Below are 17,804 nucleotides of genomic sequence, written 5' to 3'. Positions count from 1 at the left end.
GCGGGACGCCTCTTCGGCATGCCCGCGCGGGGATCGTCGCGCAGGGAGTGCTGACGGAGCGCTCGAACTGTGGTTAACATCACGTCACCCGGCGACGTTGCCGAATCGTGATGGAGGTGCGGTGCCATGCACCCACGTACGCCCCGAGTCCGTCTGGCGGGCGTCCGCACCAGTTGGCGCACGGTCGACGACGGTGACTTCTTCTGCGCGGAGTGCGGCGGCGACCGCCGCTACCGGCGCCGTACGGGCCACCGCCGCTTCGTCTTCCTCGGTATCCCGCTGCTGCCGCGTGGCGCGGCGCCGCCCGTCGTCGAATGCGTGGACTGCCGGGGCCACTTCGGCACCGACGCGCTGGACCATCCGACCACCACGCGGCTGTCGTCGATGCTCCGCGACGCCGTGCACAGCGTCGCGCTCGCGGTACTGGTCGCGGGCGGCGCGGACGCGCGTTCCGCGCGCGAGACCGCCGTCGACGCCGTGCGCGGCGCGGGCTTCCCGGGCTGCACGGAGGAGGAGCTGACGACGCTGCTCGCGGCGCTGTCCGCCGAGGGGCGGGTCTCGATGGAGATCGAGCTGCACGAGGTGCTGACGCCGCTCGCCGCGCACCTCGCCGTGCCCGGCCGTGAGAGCTTGCTCCTCCAGGGCGCGCGGATCGCGCTGGCCGACGGGATGTACCAGGCCGCGGAGCGGGAGGTGCTGGCGGCGGTCGGGCGTGCCCTGGAGATCGGGGCCGAGGACGTCGACCGGCTGCTTGCCGAAGCCCGTATGCCCTTCTGAGGGCGACCGCGTTTCCCCGCGGGCGGCTATTGGGCTGCCCCTTGCCGTGATTCGCCGTCCGCGACCGGTGCCATGGCCGGGGCGCGCAGTTCCCCGCGCCCCTTTAGGTCTCACCCAGGAGTGCCCCGTCAGGGGTGCGGGGAACTGCGCGAGCGACCGCAACGGACGGGGAGTCCGCGATGCACCGTAAGGGGCAACCCCTTCTCGGCCCCCGGCACAGGCTCACCGCAAAGGCGGGGCTACGCACGGGTATTGACTCTCGTTCAACGCACTGGTGGAGTCCCTGCATGACGAGGCCGACAACGTTGCCGGAGTTTCCCGAGGGGTTCCTCTGGGGGGTCTCCACCTCCGCGTTCCAGATCGAGGGTGCCGTCGACGAGGACGGGCGGGGCCCGGCGACCTGGGACGCGTTCACCGCCGAGCCGGGCCGGGTCAAGGACGGGACGACGGCGCGTACCGCCACGGGGCACTACCACCGCTGGCGGGAAGACGTGGCGCTGATGAAGGACCTCGGCGTCGGCGCGTACCGCTTCTCGGTCGCCTGGCCGCGCGTCTTCCCCTCCGGCGGCGGCGAACTCAACGTCCGGGGGCTGGACTTCTACGACCGTCTCGTCGACGCCCTCGCAGAGTCCGGCATCCAGCCCGTCGTCACGCTCTACCACTGGGACACCCCGCTCCCCGTCGAGGAGGAGCGCGGCGGCTGGCTCGCGCGGGACACGGCGCGGCTGTACGCGGAGTACGCGGACGCCGTCGCGGGCCGGCTCGGCGACCGCGTCGCCCACTGGATCACCCTCAACGAGCCCGCCGAGCTGACGCTCCTCGGCTACGGCCTGGGCGAGCACGCGCCCGGCAAGCGGCTCCTGTTCGACGCGCTGCCCGTCGCGCACCACCAGCTCCTCGGCCACGGCCTGGCCGTCCAGGCGCTCCGTGCGCGCGGCGCCCGTTCGATCGGCATCGCCAACTCGCACGGCCCCGTCTGGCCGCTCTCGGGGGGCGAGGAGGACAAGGGCGCCGCGGAGCTGTACGACGTGATCACGAACCGGATGTTCGCCGACCCCGTGCTCCTCGGGCGCTACCCCGACGAGGGGCTCGCCGCGATGCTGCCGGGCCCCGTCGAGGACGACCTCAAGACGATCGCCGAGCCGCTGGACTGGTACGGGATCAACTACTACCAGCCGACCCTCGTCGGCGCCCCCGACCCCGTCGAGCAGGCGGGCGAGTTCGCCGGGATCGGCATGCCCGCCGAACTGCCCTTCGGGATACGGGAGATACCCGGCCGGGAACGCACAGGGTTCAACTGGGCGGTCGTCCCCGAGGGCCTGTCCGAGACACTCCGGATCTTCCGCGACCGCTACGGTGACCGGCTGCCGCCCGTCATGATCACCGAGAACGGCTGCGCGTACCCCGAGAAGACCGAGGACGCGCGCCGTATCGCCTTCCTCGACGGCCATCTGCGCGAGCTGCGCGTCGCGATGGACGACGGGGCCGACGTCCGCGGCTACTTCGTCTGGTCGCTGATGGACAACTTCGAGTGGGCCGAGGGGAACAGCCAGCGCTTCGGCCTCGTCCACGTCGACTACGAGACGCTGGAGCGCACGCCCAAGGACTCCTACCGCTGGCTGCGGGACGTCCTGCGCGCACAGCGCGAGCGGTGACCGTTCCCCGACACGTGGATGACGGGGCGGACGAGGCGGCGCCCCCCGACCCGCTCGCCGAGCCCACCGTCCGCGTCGCGCCCCGCTGGACGGCCGCGCTGTCCCTGGCCAACGCCTCGGTGTGGGTGGGCTGGTACGGCCCGATCCAGGTGCTGCTCGCCCTCCAGGCCGACGAACTCGCCCCGCACGGCTGGAGCAAGGAGTCCGTCCTCGCCTGGGTCACCGGCGTCGGCGCCGCCGTCTCGCTCGTCGCCAACCCCGTCTTCGGCGCGCTGTCGGACCGTACGGTCTCCCGTTACGGGCGGCGTACGCCCTGGATCGTCGCGGGCGTCCTCGGGGGCGCCGCCGGACTGGGCGTGCTGGCCGCCGCCGACCGGGTGGCCGTCATGGTGCTGGGCTGGTGCCTGGTGCAGCTCGCGCTGAACGCGACGTTCGCCGCCGTCGTCGCGGCCGTGCCCGACCGTGTGCCGACCGGGCAGCGCGGCGAGGTCGGCGGCTGGCTGGGCGTCTCCCAGACCCTCGGCATCGTCCTGGGCACGGGGCTCGCCATGGCGGCGGGCGGCATCGCCCTGGGCTATGCCGCGTGCGCGCTCTTCACGGTGCTCGCGGTCGTTCCGTACGTCCTGCTGCGGCAGGACACACCGTTGCCCGTGTCGCTCCGTCCGCCCCTGGGATGGCGGGAATTCACCCGGGGCTTCTGGATAAGTCCGCGTTCAAACCCCGATTTCGGCTGGGCCTGGCTCACCCGCTTCCTCGTCAATCTCGGCAACTCCCTCGCGCTGCTCTACCTGCTCTACTTCCTGCGCGACGTCCTCCACGCCGAGGACCCCGAGAACGGCGTGCTCCTGCTGACCGCCCTCTACTCGGCACTTCTGCTCGCGACCGTGCTCGTCGGCGGCGTCTGGTCGGACCGCGTGGGACGCCGTAAGCCGTTCGTGCTGTGGGCGGGCGTCCTGATGGCGGGCGCCACCGGGATGATGGCCTTCTGGCAGACCTGGACCGGGGTGCTCGTCGCCGCCGCGCTGCTCGGCATCGGCTTCGGCGTCTTCACCTCCGTCGACTTCGCGCTGATGGCCGACGTGCTGCCCGCCGCCGCCAGCCGCGGCAAGGACCTCGGCGTCATCAACATCGCCAACTCCCTTCCCCAGGTCGCGGCCCCTGTGCTCGCCGCGCCGATCGTCACCCACCTCGGCGGCTACCCGGTGCTGTACGTGACGGCCGCGCTGGTCGGGCTCGCGGGCGCCGTCCTGGTCCGCCGGATCCGCGGCGTGGACTGAGCCCTCCGGCCGTACGGGGCTGCCTCCCCCCGGATTACGCCCGGGGGAGTAACGCCGCCCCCGTACCGCCCCGTGCCGTAGCGCCGACTTCGCCCCCGCGAGCGAGGACCGGGCGCCGTTCCGGCGGAAGGCTGGTCGACGACCGGAATCCGTACAGACGAAGGGAACGCGCATGGGGTCCGTGCTCACGGAGACCCCCGGGGCGGCACCGCCCCGCACGGGGGAGAAACGCCGCGGAAGACTCCTGCCCTGGGCGGTGATCGGACTGTGGATCGCCGCCGTCGCCCTCGCGCTGCCGTTCAGCGGCAAGCTCGGAGGCGTCACCCGCGACCAGCCCGCCGACTACCTGCCGGCCGGCGCCGATTCGACCCGCGTCCAGGAACTCGTGGACAAGCTGCCCGGCGGCGGCACGACCGATCTGCTCCTGGTCCACCACCGCGACGGCGGACTCACCGCCGCCGACAAGCGGCTCGCCGCCACGCAGGCCCGCGAGATCGCGGGCGCCTACGAGCACAGCGGCCCCGCCACACCCCGCACCGTCCCCGCCAAGGACGGCACGACCCTGCTGACGGCCCTCTCCCTGACCGGGCTGGACGAGGACTCCAGGGGCGAGGCGGTGGCCGACGTACGGGAACGGCTCGACGAACCCGGGGAGGGGCTCAGCGTCGAGGTCGGCGGGCCCGGCGCGCTCGCCTCCGACATGGACGAGATCTTCGAGTCCGCCGACAGCGTCCTGATGCTCGGCACGGCCGCCGTCGTCGCCGTGCTGCTCATCCTGACCTACCGCAGCCCCGTGCTGTGGCTCGTCCCGCTGGCGGTCGTCGGCGTCTCCTCGGTGGTCGCCATGGCCGTCGTCTACGGGCTCGTGCAGGGCTTCGACATGAACGTCAGCACCATGAACACCTCCGTGATGACGGTGCTGATCTTCGGAGCCGGAACGGACTACGCGCTGCTGCTCGTCGCCCGCTACCGCGAGGAACTCCGACGCCACGAACGCCCGTACGCCGCCATGCTGGCCGCGCTGCGCGGCTGCGGGCCCGCGATCCTCGCCTCCTCGGGCACGGTCGCCGCCGGGCTGCTGTGCCTGCTCGCCGCCGACCTCAACAGCAGCAGCTCGCTCGGGCCCGTCGGCGCCGTGGGCGTCGTCTGCGCCCTGGCCGCCATGATGACGCTGCTGCCCGCGCTGCTGGTCCTGCTGGGGCGCCGCGTCTTCTGGCCGCTGATCCCGGCGTACGGCAGCGAACCGCCCGCGCGGCGCTCGCTGTTCACCCTCATGGGCAGCTCCGCCGGGCGCCGCCCCGCCACCGTGCTGATCGGCGGCGCCGTGCTGCTCGGCACGCTCGCGCTCGGCACGACCGCGCTCCCCGGCACCCTGCGCCAGGAGGACACCTTCACCCGCACCCCCGAGTCGGTCTCCGCGCTCGCGACCGTCGAGAAGTCCTTCCCGGAGAGCAGCAGCCAGCCCGTCACCGTCCTGGCGCGCACCGCCGAGGCGGGCCCCGCGGAGAGCACCGCGAAGGCCACCGACGGCGTCGCCCGCGTCGAACGCGGGCGCAGCGGCGGCGGCTGGACCGAGCTGAGCGTCTTCGCCCGCGACGCACCCGAGTCGGCGGGGGAGAAGGACACGATCCGCGCCCTGCGCGGCGAACTCGCCTCCCTCGACGGCGCAGAGGCGCTCGTCGGCGGCCCCAGCGCCGAACAGCTCGACCTGGCCACGACGAACGCCGACGACCGCCGCATCGTCATCCCGCTGGCCCTCGGCGCCGTGCTGCTCATCCTGATCGCGCTGCTGCGCAGCCTGACAGCGCCGCTCATCCTCGTCGTCGCCGTCGTCGCGTCCTGGGGGGCCGCGATGGGCCTCGGCGGGCTCGTCTTCGGGCCCGTACTCGGCTTCGAGGGGCTCGATCCGGCAATACCGCTGCTGACGTTCGTCTTCCTCGTCGCGCTCGGCGTCGACTACGGGATCTTCCTGATGCACCGGATGCGCGAGGAGTCGCTGCGCGGCGCCCCCGTCCCCGAGGCCGCGCTGACCGCGCTGCGCACGACGGGCGGCGTGATCGCCTCGGCGGGCATCGTGCTCGCGGCGACGTTCTGCGTGCTCGCCTCGATGCCGATGGTGATGATGGCCGAGATGGGCTTCGTCATCGCGGTCGGCGTGCTGCTGGACACCTTCCTGGTGCGCACGTATCTCGTCACCTCTGCCAGTCTGTTGCTGAAGCGCTGGATGTGGTGGCCGGGACGCCTCTTCCGGGCGGAGCCCGGGGCGAAGAGGGGCTGAGCGAGGATGGGAGCGTGCCGATGCCTCAGGATCTAGCGGCCGCCATGGCCCGCACCTTCCTGCCGCAGCAGCGGGCACCGCGTCTCTCGCGCGGCGACGTCCTGCTCGCGCTGGGCATGCTCGCGCTCCAGTCGACGCTGGCCGTGAGCATGCCCCCGGGCGACGGCCGCGCGCCGGGCGCGGTCGGCTGGCTGCTGCTCGTCGGCAGCTCCCTCCTCGTGATGTCCTGCCGGTGGGCGCCGGGGCTGACCATGTTCGCGATGATCGCGCTGGTCGCCCCGTACCACGCGCAGGACTACGTCCACACCGCCGTCGTGCCCGCCTCGTTCGTCGCGCTGTACTCGCTCTCGGCGGCGGGCCCGCCGGTGCGCTCGTTCGTCGCGCTCCTCATCATCCTGGGCGCGCTGGCGGGCGTGACGATCGGCATGGGCGACGCCCACGACCTGGGCGAGATGCTGCGGATCTCCGGCTGGCTGGTCGCCTGCGTCCTCGTCGGGGAGTCCGTGCGCATCCACCGGAACTACATCGCGGCCATCGTCGAACGGGCCGAACGCGCCGAGCGCACCCGGGAGGAGGAGGCCGCCCGGCGCGTCGCCCAGGAACGGCTGCGGATCGCCCGCGACCTGCACGACCTCCTCGCGCACAGCATCACCCTGATCGGCGTGCAGACCTCCGTGGCCGCGCACGTCCTCGTCGCCGACCCCGAACGGCTCGACCGCGAGGCCGTCGCCAAGGCCCTCGACGGGATCTCCGACACCTGCCGCGACGCCCGCGCCGAACTGCGCACCACCCTGGAGGTGCTGCGCGCCGACGACACGGAGAGCCACGGCCCGCTGCCCGGCCTCTCCGGCCTCCCGGACCTCGCCCGCGCGGCCAAGGGCGCGGGCGCGCACGTCGAACTCACCGTCCACGACACGGCGCTGGCCGCCGCGCCGCCCGCCGCGGTGAGCGCCGCCGCGTACCGCATCGTGCAGGAGGCGTTCACCAACGCCGTACGGCACGCGGGCGCGGCCGTCCGGATCCGGGCCGCCGTGGAGGCCGCCGGGGGCGGCCTGCGGATCTCCGTACGGGACGACGGCGGCGAACCGCGCGACCGGGAAGTGCCGCCCGGAGAGGGCGGGTTCGGCATCGTCGGGATGCGCGAACGCGCCCGCAGCGTGGGCGGCACCCTGGAGGCGGGCTTCGCCGGCCCCGGCTTCCAGGTGACCGCGCATCTCCCGTTCGACACCACCGCCCGACGAGAGGCCACCGCATGACGCCCCCGCAGCCGTCCCCCTCCCCGTCCGCGCAGCCGCCCGCCCCGCCGATCCGTGTCGTCCTCGCCGACGACCAGACCCTGGTGCGCGCGGCCTTCGCGATGCTCGTCGCCTCCGCCCCCGGCATGTCCGTCGTCGGCGAGGCCGCGACCGGCAGGGAGGCGCTGGCGCTCGTCCGCGAGACCCGCGCCGACCTCGTCGTGATGGACATCCGCATGCCCGACCTCGACGGCATCGAGGCCACGCGCGCCATCGCCGCCGACGCGGAGCTGAGCGGCGTGAAGGTCCTCGTGCTCACCACGTACGACACCGACGAGCACGTGGTCGAGGCGCTGCGCGCGGGCGCCTCCGGCTTCCTGGTCAAGGACACGAGACCGGCCGAGCTGCTGGAGGGCATCCGTACGGTCGCCTCGGGCGAGGCGCTCCTCTCGCCCGGCCCCACGTCCCGGCTGATCGCCCGGGTGCTGCGCTCCCCTGAGGCCCCGCGGCCCGGCGAACGCGGCAGGGGAGTGCTGGACATGCTCTCCGACCGCGAGTGCCAGGTCCTCGCCCTCGTCGCCCGTGGCCTGAACAACACGGAGATCGCCGAGGCCCTCACCCTCTCCCCGCTCACTGCCAAGACCCATGTGAGCCGCATCATGGGCAAGCTCGCGGTGCGGGACAGGGCGCAACTGGTCATAGCGGCGTACGAGTCGGGCCTGGTGACGCCGGGAACGGCGCCGTGAGGGAGCCCCGTCAGGGGCGCGGGGAACTGCGCGCCCGGCCCGCGCGTACCCGCGGACTGCGACGGATTCGGCAAGGGGCAGCCCGTTCGCAGCCCCGATGCCGAGTCCGGGGATAAGGGAGAATGCCCCCATGACCCTGTTCCGCGACGACGGCATCGTGCTGCGCACCCAGAAGCTGGGCGAGGCCGACCGCATCATCACGCTGCTCACACGGGGTCACGGCCGGGTACGGGCGGTAGCGCGCGGCGTCCGGCGCACCAAGTCGAAGTTCGGGGCACGGCTGGAGCCGTTCAGCCACGTCGACGTGCAGTTCTTCGCGCGCGGCAGCGACCTGGTCGGCCGCGGCCTCCCGCTCTGCACGCAGACGGAGACCATCGCCCCGTACGGCCAGGGGATCATCGCGGACTACGACCGCTACACCGCGGGCACGGCCATGCTGGAGACCGCCGAGCGGTTCACCGACCACGAGGGCGAGCCGAACGTCCAGCAGTATCTGCTGCTCGTCGGCGGCCTGCGCACCCTCGCCTCGGGCGAGCACGGGCCGAACCTGGTGCTGGACGCGTTCCTGCTGCGCTCCCTCGCCATGGGCGGTTACGCCCCGTCGTTCGGCGACTGCGCCAAGTGCGGCCTTCCCGGCCCGAACCGGTTCTTCTCGGTGGCCTCGGGCGGAGTGATATGCGGCGACTGCCGCGTCCCCGGCAGCGTCGTCCCCTCGCCGGAGGCGCTCCGGCTGCTGGGCGCGCTGCTGACGGGCGACTGGGAGACGGCGGACGCGGCGGAGTCCCGGCACTGCCGCGAGGGCTCCGGGCTGGTCTCGGCCTATCTGCACTGGCACCTGGAGCGGGGGCTGCGCTCGCTCAGGTACGTCCGGCAGGGCCTGAACGGTTAGGCTCGGCCGGGTTCCCCACACCCGTACGGCACGCTGGAGATGAGAAGCGAGATGGCACGCCGCGGAATGCTGTCCTGGTCGCAGCAGCGCGAGTACCAGAAGCCCGAGCCGCACCCCTCGGGCGCCCGCCCCCCGAAGATCCCCGGCGAGCTGGTGCCCGGCCACGTGGCGGTCGTGATGGACGGCAACGGCCGCTGGGCCAAGCAGCGCGGCCTGCCGCGCACGGAGGGCCACAAGGTGGGGGAGGCCGTCGTCATGGACGTCCTCAAGGGCTGCCTGGAGATGGGCGTCAAGAACCTCTCGCTCTACGCCTTCTCGACCGAGAACTGGAAGCGCTCACCCGAAGAGGTGCGCTTTCTGATGAACTTCAACCGCGACGTCATCCGCCGCCGCCGCGACGAGATGGACGCGCTCGGCATCCGTATCCGCTGGGTCGGCCGGATGCCCAAGCTGTGGAAGTCCGTCGTCCAAGAGCTCCAGGTCGCGCAGGAGCAGACGAAGGACAACGACGCGATGACGCTGTACTTCTGCGTGAACTACGGCGGCCGTGCCGAGATCGCCGACGCCGCGCAGGCGATCGCGCAGGACGTGAAGGCGGGCAAGCTCGACCCGTCGAAGGTGAACGAGAAGACCGTCGCGAAGTATCTGTACTACCGCGACATGCCGGACGTGGACCTCTTCCTGCGCCCCTCCGGCGAGCAGCGCACCTCCAACTACCTGATCTGGCAGAGCGCGTACGCCGAGATGGTCTACCAGGACGTGCTGTGGCCGGACTTCGACCGGCGCGACCTGTGGCGGGCCTGCCTGGAGTACGCACAGCGCGACCGCCGCTTCGGCGGCGCCCAGCCCAACGAGCCGGACGCCGCGAAGGCTTAGCCCTTACGGGGGCAGGTCAGCCGAAGTTCCAGGCCACGGTCCCGTTCGCGGTGACCAGCGTGGCCAGGACGACCAGATCGGCGGCGCCCAGCGCCATCCCGAGCGCGGCGCGCCCGCGCCGGGTGGTGCGCCGGGCGAGCGCGAGCCCGCCGAGGACGAGGGCGCAGGGCCCGAGGACCAGGTTGAAGACCACCAGGCCCACCAGCCCCATGACGAACGCCGCGACGGCCATGTCGTCGGCGGCCGCACGGCCGGTGGGCCGGGTGTCGTGCGTGAGCGTGCTCATCGTCAACTCCTCTGCCGGTGACGCCGGTTGCGCTCGCGGACCGCGAAGACGAGCAGCCAGGCGGCGACGACCGCGCCCGCCGTCGCCGTGACGGGCGGCGGAAGATGCGCCGGCGGTCCCACCAGGATGCCCAGCAGCAGGAATGCGGCGACAAGGAAGAGCATCGGGTGCCTCCTCTCCTCTCTCGGTGAACAACTGTGAGGACAACTGTTCACTGAGCCGAGGCTACCTCTTGCGTGCTTCGGCGCACAACTGTTAACTGAGTCGCATGAGTACGACGTCAGGGGCACCGTCGGGAGCGTCGTCGGGGGCGCAGTCGGGCGCGCCGCCCGCCGCCTCGCAGAGAGCGGCGCAGAAGGCCAGGACCCGCCGCGCGCTGCTGGACGCGGGCCTCGCGCTGCTGGAGCACCAGAGCCTCAGCAGCCTGGGCCTGCGCGAGATCGCCCGCGCCGTCGGCGTCTCGCCCACGGCCTTCTACCGGCACTTCCACGACGTCGCCGACCTCGGTGTCGCGCTCGTCGAGGAGTCGCTCGACGGGCTGCGCGAGCTGATCCGCGCGGGCCTGGCCGAGTACGGCGCGGACGCCGACCGGATCGACCACGCCGTCGACGCGCTCGCGGCCCATGTCCGCGCCCACCCCGAGCACGTACGGTTCCTCGTCCGCGAGCGGCACGGCGGAGTGGCCCCCGTGCGCCAGGCGATCGGTGCCCAGCTCGACGGCTTCGCCGAGGAGGTCGCGGGGGTGCTGGAGCGGGACGAGATCTCCCGCGGCTGGACCCGCGACGACCTGCGCATGCTCGGCGAGACGTACGTCGACCACATGGTGATGACCGCCTCCGCCTTCCTGGAGGCGGCCCAGGGCGAGGGCCCCGACGAGGAGCACGTCGCCCGCACGGCCCGCCGCCAGCTCCGCCTGATCAGCCTGGGGCGCCGCCACTGGATGTCGGAGACGGGGTAGAGGGCGGCCGCTCCGGCGCCGCCCCTTCGGCTCCTACGGTCCTTTCGGTTCCTACGGTCCTTTCGGTTCCTACGGTCCTTTCGGCTCCTACGGTCCCTTCGGGGTGCGGTCCGGCGGCGCGTCAGTCCCGTGTCGCGCCACCGGTCGTGGCCAGGCGGGTGAGCCACTCGCGCAGCAGGTGCCGCTCGGCGCCGCTCAGGGCGGCGGCATCGTCGGCGGCGTCATCGGCCTCCTCGGGGAGCGCGGCGCGCAGCGCGCGGGCCGCCGCCGCGGGGCCGGAGCCGGACTCCGCGGCGGGGATCGCCGGTTCGGCGCGGGTGACGGCGGTGACCATGGTCTCGCGGAGGACGGTCAGCAGCGCCGGATCGCGGCGCTCCGGGGGCGTCGAGTGCCAGGTGATGACCGCGCCCTGGCCCGTGGCCTGGATGATCTGGGCGGCCAGCTCCTCGCCGACCCGCAGCCAGCCCCCGGCCGACAGCCGCCGCACCCGGCCGCGGAGGATCTCCAGGCCCGCGCGGTGCGCCAGGTCCGAGCCCCGGCCCGTGGCCCTGTTCATCACCGCGAACAGCTCGGGGCGCGAGACGCCGAACTCCACGACCATGTCCCAGCCGCGCCGCAGCTCCTCCACCGGATCGTCCGGCGCGGGGTCGAGCCGCGCGCGCTTGCTCTCCAGGAACTGGGCGTAGCCGTGCTCGGCGACGGCCTCCAGCAGTCCGTCCTTGTCGCCGAAGTGGCGGTAGATCGCCGGGGGTTGCACTCCGGCCGCCGCGGCGACCGCGCGCGTGCTCACCGCGTCCGGCCCGCCGCTCTCCAGCAGCTCGACGGCCGCCTCGACGATGCGGAGGCGGGAGCTGTCGGTGGTGTCACGGGTAGCCATGAATCAACGATATCGCAGACGTGATTCCAGCGTTAGTATCGGTGTTATCGTGGAGTTGATTCCACTGGAACCAGCGTGGGGAGAACACCGTGATCATCGTGACCGGAGCCACCGGACAGCTCGGCCGCCGCACCGTCGAGCGCCTCCTGGAGCGCGTCCCCGCCGAGCGCGTCGGCGTCAGCGTCCGCGACCCCCGCGGGGCGCAGGACCTCGCCGCCCGGGGCGTCCGCGTCCGGCAGGGCAGCTTCGACGACCCCGCCTCGCTCGTGCACGCCTTCGAGGGCGCCGCGCAGGTGCTCCTCGTCTCCCTCGACCGCCTCGGCGAGGAGTGCGTCACCGGCCACCGCGCCGCGATCGACGCCGCCGTGAAGGCGGGCGCCGGCCGCGTGCTCTACACCAGTCAGATGGGCGCCGCCCATGACTCCCGCTTCCAGGCGTGCCGCGACCACGCCGCGACCGAGGACCTGCTGCGCGCCACCGGCCTGCCCTGGACCGCCCTGCGCAACGGGTTCTATGCCACCAGTGCCCTGCGGTTCCTGGAGCCCGCCCGCCGCACCGGCGACATCGCCCTCCCCGCCGACGGCCCGGTCGCCTGGACCGGTCACGACGATCTGGCCGAGGCCACCGCGGCGATCCTCGCCGACGAGGGCCGCTTCGAGGGGCCCACCCCGCCGCTCACCGGCCCGGCCGCGCTCGACTTCGACGCCGTCGCCGGGATAGCGGCGCGGGCCACCGGACGGCCGTTCGTCCGCACCGTCGTCGCCGACGACGCCTTCCGCGAGCAGGCCCTGGCGCGCGGCGTCCCCGCCCTGGCCGCCGACATGATGCTGAGCATCTTCGCGGCGGCGCGGGACGGGGAGTTCGCCGCCGCCGATCCGACGCTGGCCGGACTGACGGGCCGGGAGCCCATCCCGTTCTCCGCCCTGCTGGAGGACGCATGGGCCGACTCCTAGCCCGTCCTCCTGCGGAACAGCACCGCGCACAGCGGCACAGTCACCGCCAGCAGCCCCGCGCACCAGGCGAGCGCCTGCCACGGGCTGCTGCCCGCGGACTGGTCGAGGAGCAGGGCGCGTATCGACTCGATGACGGGCGTGACGGGCTGGTGCTCCGAGAAGCCGTGCAGCCAGCTCGGCATGGTGTCGATCGGCACGAACGCGCTGCTGGGGTAGGGCAGGAACAGGACGAAGAAGGTGAACCCGCCCGCCGCCTCCGGTGTCCTGGCCAGCAGGCCCGCCACGGCCGCCAGCCAGGACAGCGTGACGATGTAGAGCAGCAGGATGCCCAGGGCCGCGAGCCATTCGAGCGCGTCCGCGTGCGGCCGGAAGCCGATCGCGAAGGCGACGGCGAGCACGGCGGCGGTCGCCACCGCGTTGCGCACGGCGCTCGCGGTCACATGGCCCGCCAGCACGGCCGTTCCCCCGGTGTCCATGGAGCGGAATCGGTCGATGATGCCGTTCGTCATGTCGTTGGTGACGCTGGTCGCCGTCATCGAGGCGCCGTAGCCCGCGCAGAGGACGAGGACGCCGGGCGCCACGTACGTCACGTACTTCCCGGTGCTCGTCTCGATCGCGCCGCCGAAGAAATAGACGAAGACCAGCATCAGCAGCACGGGCAGCACCAGCGAGGTGATGACCGCGTCCAGGTTGCGCCTGCTCAGCCGCACACTGCGGCCCGCCATCACGGCGTAGTCACTCATGGGTCAGCTCCAGGAAGACGTCGTCGAGGGTGGCGCCGTGCACGGCGAAGCGGGAGATCTCCACCCGGCTGGGGTCCAGTTCGTCGAGGAGGGTGCGCACGTGCGGCGCGGTGCCGTCGGTCGCGACGCCGATCAGCAGCTCCTCGGGCGCGAGATGCACCGCGGCGCCGTCGAGCCGGGCCGCCATCGCGTCGTAGGCGTGGCGGTCGGTCATCGTCAGGTCGAGCCGCTGCGCCGCGACCCGCTTCTTCAGCTCGTCGGGCGTGCCCTCGGCGATGGCCCGGCCCCTGTCCAGGAGCATGACGCGGTCGGCGAGCTGATCGGCCTCCTCCAGGTACTGCGTGGTGAGGAATACCGTCACGCCGGACCGCGCCAGGGTGCCCACGACCTCCCACATCGTGCGGCGGCTGCGCGGGTCCAGACCCGTCGTCGGCTCGTCCAGGAAGACCACCTCGGGCTCGCCGGTGAGCCCGGCGGCGATGTCCAGCCGACGGCGCATCCCGCCCGAGTACGTGGACACGCGGCGCCCGCCCGCGTCGGTGAGGGAGAAGCGCTCCAGCAGCTCGGCCGCGCGCCGGGCGGCCCGGCGCCGGGGGAGGCCGCGCAGCCGCCCCATCATCCGCAGGTTCTCCTCGCCGGTCTGCTCCTCGTCGAGCGCCGCGTACTGCCCCGTGAGGCTGATCGCGCGGCGCACGCGGGAGCGGTCCTCCACCACATCGTGCCCCGCGACCCGTGCCCGGCCCGCGTCGGCGCGGGTGAGCGTGGTGAGGACGCGGACGGTCGTCGTCTTGCCCGCGCCGTTCGGCCCGAGCAGGGCGAAGACGCTGCCGCGCCGCACGCGCAGATCGAGCCCCGCGAGCACCCGCACGTCCCCGTAGCTCTTCTCCAGGCCGAGCGCCTCGACGGCCCAACTCCCCGTCGGCGTGGGGTCCATGGCCCCTCCCCCTTCGTCGTCGCTGCTACTGCGTAGACCGTACACGAATCTGTGTATGCCATACACGCTACTGCGTATGCTATACACATGTCGAGAGGGAACGGCACGAGAGCGGAGGGCGGCGATGGCGGAACACGAGGAGGGCGCGGAGGCCGCAGGGGCCGCGGAGGACACGGCGGGGGAGACCGGGCTCCCGGCGGGCGTCGAGACTGCCTGGGGGCTGCGCGTCCGGGCGCCGCGGGGGCCCGCGCGCGGGCTGGACGTCCCGCGGATCGTCGAGGCCGCGATCGCCGTCGCGGACGCGGAGGGGCTCGGCGCGGTCTCGATGGGCCGCGTCGCCAAGGGCGTCGGCGTCTCGACGATGGCGCTCTACCGCTACGTCGCGAGCAAGGACGACCTGCTGATCCTCATGGAGGACGCGGCGGTCGCCTCACCCTCGCCGGGCCCGCCCGTCGAGGACGGCTGGCGCGCGGGACTGGAGTTCTGGTCGCAGGGCATCCGCGCCGTCTACGAGCAGCACCCCTGGATCATGCGTATCCCGATCAGCACACCGCCGCTGTCGCCGCACAGCGTCGAGTGGATGGAGCTGGCCCTCTCCTACCTGGCCGGTACGGGCCTCTCGGCGGAGGAGCAGCTCGGCGTCCTCACCCTGCTCGGCGGCTACGTGCGCCAGCAGGTCTCGCTCAGTACGGACATCCAGGCGGCGGCCAGCGCGGACGGGGGCACGTGGGAGAACGTCGAACGGCGGTACTGGACGCTGCTGGACAAGCTCACGGACCGCGAGCGCTTCCCGGCGATCACGGCGCTGCTGGAGAGCGGCGAGCTGGGCGGCCAGGACGGCGCCGAGGTCGAGGAGGAGGGCACCGCCTTCGAGTTCGGCCTGGCCCGGATCCTCGACGGCGTGGAACTGCACATGGCGAGGCGGGGCGAGAGGGAGGCGGAGGGGGAGGGGCCCGGAGCGTCGTCCTGACGTCTGCGGATGCCTGCGGATGCCTGCGGATGCCCGCTGATGCCTGCGGAGGATCGCTGATGCCCGCTGACGCCCGCGCGTGCCCGCTGATACCTGAGGCCTCCCCGGTTCCGGGGAGGCCTCAGGAGGGTGGGGTCACTTTCCGGCGGCGGCGCACTCTCCGCACGTACCGAAGATCTCGATCGTGTGCCCCACGTTGACGAATCCGTGCTCGGCCGCGATCGACTCGGCCCACTTCTCGACCGCCGGGCCCTCGACCTCGACGGCCTTGCCGCACGCGCGGCAGACGAGGTGATGGTGGTGGTCGTCGCTGTGGCAGCGCCGGTAGACGGCCTCGCCCTCGTCGGTACGCAGGACGTCCACCTCGCCCGCGTCGGCGAGGGCCTGAAGGGTGCGGTAGACCGTGGTCAGTCCGACCGAGTCGCCGCGATGCTTGAGCATGTCATGCAGTTCCTGCGCGCTGCGGAACTCCTCGACCTCGGCGAGAGCCGCCGAGACGGCGGCGCGCTGCCGGGTCGACCGGCCGCGTACAGGGGGACCTGCGGTGGTCACGCGCTGGCTCCTTCGTTCGTCGGCTCCGTGGGCGTCGCGTTCTCACGCACTGCGTCGGGCCATTGTGCCAGGCGCTCCCCCGGAGCGGTCATTACACCCTGGTGGTGCGACGGGTGGCCTCCACGCCAACCGTCCCCTCTCCGCCCTCCAGGGTGCCCTCTTCCTCCCCCCTCGCGACAGACCTCGCCCTCCGCCGCGCCAAGGGAGTCGCGAGCGCCGTCACGACGGCGAACAGCGCGATGGCGAGCACGACGATGCTGGCACCCGGCGGGACGTCGGCCTCGTACGAGAGCGTCGTGCCGGACAGCGTCACCAGCACCCCGAAGACCACCGAGAGGCCCAGCGTCGCGGCGAAGCCGCGCGTGGCCTGCTGTGCCGCCGCCACCGGGATCACCATCAGCGCGCTGACCAGCAGCAGCCCGACCACGCGCATCGCGACGGTCACGGTGACCGCCGCCGTCACCGCGAGCAGCAGGTTCAGCACCCGCACCGGCAGCCCGGTCACCCGCGCGAACTCCTCGTCCTGGCAGATCGCGAAGAGCTGCCGCCGCAGCCCCAGCGAGACCGCCAGCACGAACACGGACAGGCAGACGATCGCGACGATGTCCGAGTCGCCCACGGTCGTGATCGAACCGAAGAGATACGTGGTCAGGTTGGCATTGGAGCCGTTCGGCGAGAGGTTGATGATCATGACGCCGCCCGCCATGCCCCCGTAGAAGAGCATCGCGAGCGCGAGATCGCCGCGCGCCTTCCCGTACCAGCGGATCAGCTCCATCACGATCGCGCCCAGCGAGGAGACGAGCACCGCCATCCACACCGGGTTCGTGCTCAGCAGGAAGCCCAGCGCGACGCCGGTCAGCGCGACATGGCCGATGCCGTCGCCCATGATCGCCTGGCGGCGCTGGACGAGGTAGATCCCCACGGCGGGGGCCGCGATGCCCACCAGCAGCGCGGCGAGCAGCGCCCGCTGCATGAACGGGTAGTCGAGCATCTCGATCATGTGAGGGACCCCGTCTCGATCTTGGGCGCGGTCTCGGCGCCCGGCGCGGGCTCGTCGCCGTGCGGGTGGCAGGCCAGGTCGTGCAACTGGTCCGGGTTCTCCACGCGTTCGACCCGGCCGTCCCTGAGGACCACGGCCCGGTCGATCAGCGGCGCGAGCGGCCCCAGCTCGTGCAGGACGAGCAGAACGGAGCTGCCCTTGCCCACCTGCTCGCGCAGCGTGCGCGCCAGCACCTGCTGGCTCGCGAGGTCCACGCCCGCCAGCGGCTCGTCCATGATCAGGAGCTCGGGCTCACCGGCCAGCGCGCGGGCGATCAGCACGCGCTGGTGCTGGCCGCCGGAGAGCGCGTCGACCGGGTCCTTGGCGCGGTCCGCCATGCCGACCAGCTCCAGCGACCGTTCGACCGCGTCCTTGTCCGCGCTGCCCAGCGGCCGGAGCTTACGGCGCGCGAGCCGCCCGGAGGAGACGACCTCGCGCACGGTCGCGGGCACACCGGCGGCGGCCGTCGAACGCTGCGGCACATAGCCGAGCCGCTTCCAGTCGCGGAAGCGCCGGAAGGGCGTGCCGAACAGCTCCAGCGTGCCGTCCGTCAGCGGCACCTGGCCCAGCACGGCCCGGATGGTGGTCGACTTGCCGGAACCGTTGGCGCCGAGCAGCGCGACGGTCTCGCCGCGCCGCACGGTCAGATCGACGCCGCGCAGCACCTCGCGCGCGCCGAGCACGGCGTGCGCGTCGCGCAGGGCTATGGCGGGATCCGCCGCTATGGCGGGGTCCGAGTCCTGGGGCGAACCCATGGGG

The 17,804-nt window shown here is 73.0% G+C and carries 19 protein-coding genes; 11 read left to right on the top strand and 8 right to left on the bottom strand.

Annotation, left to right across the window (positions count from 1 at the left end; genetic code table 11):
• Positions 1-126 precede the first annotated feature (126 nt).
• The 8 genes from ABD343_RS25950 (at position 127) to ABD343_RS25915 (ending at position 9,733) form a co-directional block, all read left to right on the top strand.
• A complete protein-coding gene (locus tag ABD343_RS25950) occupies positions 127-777 on the top strand; it encodes a TerB family tellurite resistance protein (protein ID WP_344531743.1) in 651 nt (216 codons plus the stop codon).
• Between the two features lie 287 nt (positions 778-1,064).
• On the top strand, positions 1,065-2,432 hold the full coding sequence (locus ABD343_RS25945; RefSeq protein WP_344531742.1) for a GH1 family beta-glucosidase: 1,368 nt from the start codon (positions 1,065-1,067) through the stop codon (positions 2,430-2,432).
• Positions 2,429-3,709: an MFS transporter gene (locus tag ABD343_RS25940; RefSeq protein WP_344531741.1), complete on the top strand. Its 1,281-nt coding sequence runs from the start codon at positions 2,429-2,431 to the stop codon at positions 3,707-3,709. The genes ABD343_RS25945 and ABD343_RS25940 overlap by 4 nt, the downstream gene beginning before the upstream one ends.
• Before the next feature lie 172 nt (positions 3,710-3,881).
• Positions 3,882-5,987, top strand: coding sequence for an MMPL family transporter (locus ABD343_RS25935; RefSeq protein WP_344531740.1), 2,106 nt, complete (start codon positions 3,882-3,884; stop codon positions 5,985-5,987).
• A 20-nt stretch (positions 5,988-6,007) separates the two neighbouring features.
• Complete coding sequence (locus tag ABD343_RS25930; protein WP_425578269.1) at positions 6,008-7,243, top strand: sensor histidine kinase; 1,236 nt, start codon at positions 6,008-6,010, stop codon at positions 7,241-7,243.
• Entirely contained in the window at positions 7,240-7,968 is a 729-nt protein-coding gene (locus ABD343_RS25925; RefSeq protein WP_344531739.1) for a response regulator transcription factor, read from the top strand. Before ABD343_RS25930 ends, ABD343_RS25925 begins: the two co-directional genes overlap by 4 nt.
• A gap of 130 nt (positions 7,969-8,098) precedes the next feature.
• Positions 8,099-8,857, top strand: a complete 759-nt coding sequence (gene recO, locus ABD343_RS25920) for a DNA repair protein RecO (RefSeq protein ID WP_344531738.1) — start codon at positions 8,099-8,101, stop codon at positions 8,855-8,857.
• Between the two features lie 51 nt (positions 8,858-8,908).
• Positions 8,909-9,733, top strand: coding sequence for an isoprenyl transferase (locus tag ABD343_RS25915; protein WP_344531737.1), 825 nt, complete (start codon positions 8,909-8,911; stop codon positions 9,731-9,733).
• A gap of 16 nt (positions 9,734-9,749) precedes the next feature.
• Here ABD343_RS25915 and ABD343_RS25910 read toward each other — a convergent pair whose 3' ends face one another.
• A complete protein-coding gene (locus ABD343_RS25910) occupies positions 9,750-10,019 on the bottom strand; it encodes a DUF4190 domain-containing protein (protein WP_344531736.1) in 270 nt (89 codons plus the stop codon).
• A gap of 2 nt (positions 10,020-10,021) precedes the next feature.
• Positions 10,022-10,183 (bottom strand): hypothetical protein, encoded by a 162-nt coding sequence (locus ABD343_RS25905; protein ID WP_344531735.1) that lies wholly within the window; start codon positions 10,181-10,183, stop codon positions 10,022-10,024.
• Positions 10,184-10,287: 104 nt separating this feature from the next.
• On the opposite strand from ABD343_RS25905, the gene ABD343_RS25900 reads away from it, so the two are divergent.
• Positions 10,288-10,977, top strand: coding sequence for a TetR family transcriptional regulator (locus ABD343_RS25900; RefSeq protein ID WP_344531734.1), 690 nt, complete (start codon positions 10,288-10,290; stop codon positions 10,975-10,977).
• A gap of 121 nt (positions 10,978-11,098) precedes the next feature.
• Here the strand turns inward: ABD343_RS25900 and ABD343_RS25895 are convergent, their stop codons facing one another.
• Complete coding sequence (locus ABD343_RS25895) at positions 11,099-11,854, bottom strand: TetR/AcrR family transcriptional regulator (protein ID WP_344531733.1); 756 nt, start codon at positions 11,852-11,854, stop codon at positions 11,099-11,101.
• An 89-nt stretch (positions 11,855-11,943) separates the two neighbouring features.
• Here ABD343_RS25895 and ABD343_RS25890 point away from each other — a divergent pair, with 89 nt between their 5' ends.
• The gene (locus tag ABD343_RS25890; protein ID WP_344531732.1) at positions 11,944-12,807 is read left to right on the top strand and encodes an SDR family oxidoreductase; all 864 of its coding nucleotides are present in this window, start codon (positions 11,944-11,946) and stop codon (positions 12,805-12,807) included.
• Here the strand turns inward: ABD343_RS25890 and ABD343_RS25885 are convergent.
• Together ABD343_RS25885 and ABD343_RS25880 are read right to left on the bottom strand one after the other, a co-directional pair.
• Positions 12,804-13,550, bottom strand: coding sequence for an ABC transporter permease (locus ABD343_RS25885; protein WP_344531731.1), 747 nt, complete (start codon positions 13,548-13,550; stop codon positions 12,804-12,806). The genes ABD343_RS25890 and ABD343_RS25885 overlap by 4 nt on opposite strands.
• Positions 13,543-14,484, bottom strand: a complete 942-nt coding sequence (locus ABD343_RS25880) for an ATP-binding cassette domain-containing protein (protein ID WP_344531730.1) — start codon at positions 14,482-14,484, stop codon at positions 13,543-13,545. Before ABD343_RS25880 ends, ABD343_RS25885 begins: the two co-directional genes overlap by 8 nt.
• Positions 14,485-14,608: 124 nt before the next feature.
• Between ABD343_RS25880 and ABD343_RS25875 the strand changes: the two genes are divergently transcribed.
• Positions 14,609-15,454: a TetR/AcrR family transcriptional regulator gene (locus ABD343_RS25875; protein ID WP_344531729.1), complete on the top strand. Its 846-nt coding sequence runs from the start codon at positions 14,609-14,611 to the stop codon at positions 15,452-15,454.
• Positions 15,455-15,589: 135 nt separating this feature from the next.
• On the opposite strand, the gene ABD343_RS25870 is transcribed toward ABD343_RS25875, so the two are convergent.
• From ABD343_RS25870 to ABD343_RS25860, 3 genes are all read right to left on the bottom strand, one after another.
• Entirely contained in the window at positions 15,590-16,006 is a 417-nt protein-coding gene (locus ABD343_RS25870; protein WP_344531728.1) for a Fur family transcriptional regulator, read from the bottom strand.
• A 91-nt stretch (positions 16,007-16,097) separates the two neighbouring features.
• Positions 16,098-17,006, bottom strand: a complete 909-nt coding sequence (locus ABD343_RS25865) for a metal ABC transporter permease (protein WP_344531727.1) — start codon at positions 17,004-17,006, stop codon at positions 16,098-16,100.
• Positions 17,003-17,800, bottom strand: coding sequence for a metal ABC transporter ATP-binding protein (locus tag ABD343_RS25860; RefSeq protein WP_344531726.1), 798 nt, complete (start codon positions 17,798-17,800; stop codon positions 17,003-17,005). The genes ABD343_RS25865 and ABD343_RS25860 overlap by 4 nt, the downstream gene beginning before the upstream one ends.
• Between the last annotated feature and the right edge of the window lie 4 nt (positions 17,801-17,804).

It is taken from the genome of Streptomyces albiaxialis, from assembly GCF_039530985.1.
Taxonomy (GTDB): Bacteria; Actinomycetota; Actinomycetes; order Streptomycetales; family Streptomycetaceae; genus Streptomyces; species Streptomyces albiaxialis.
The sequence above is the reverse complement of the archived record's forward strand: the minus strand, read 5'-3'. Positions and strand labels throughout refer to the sequence as shown.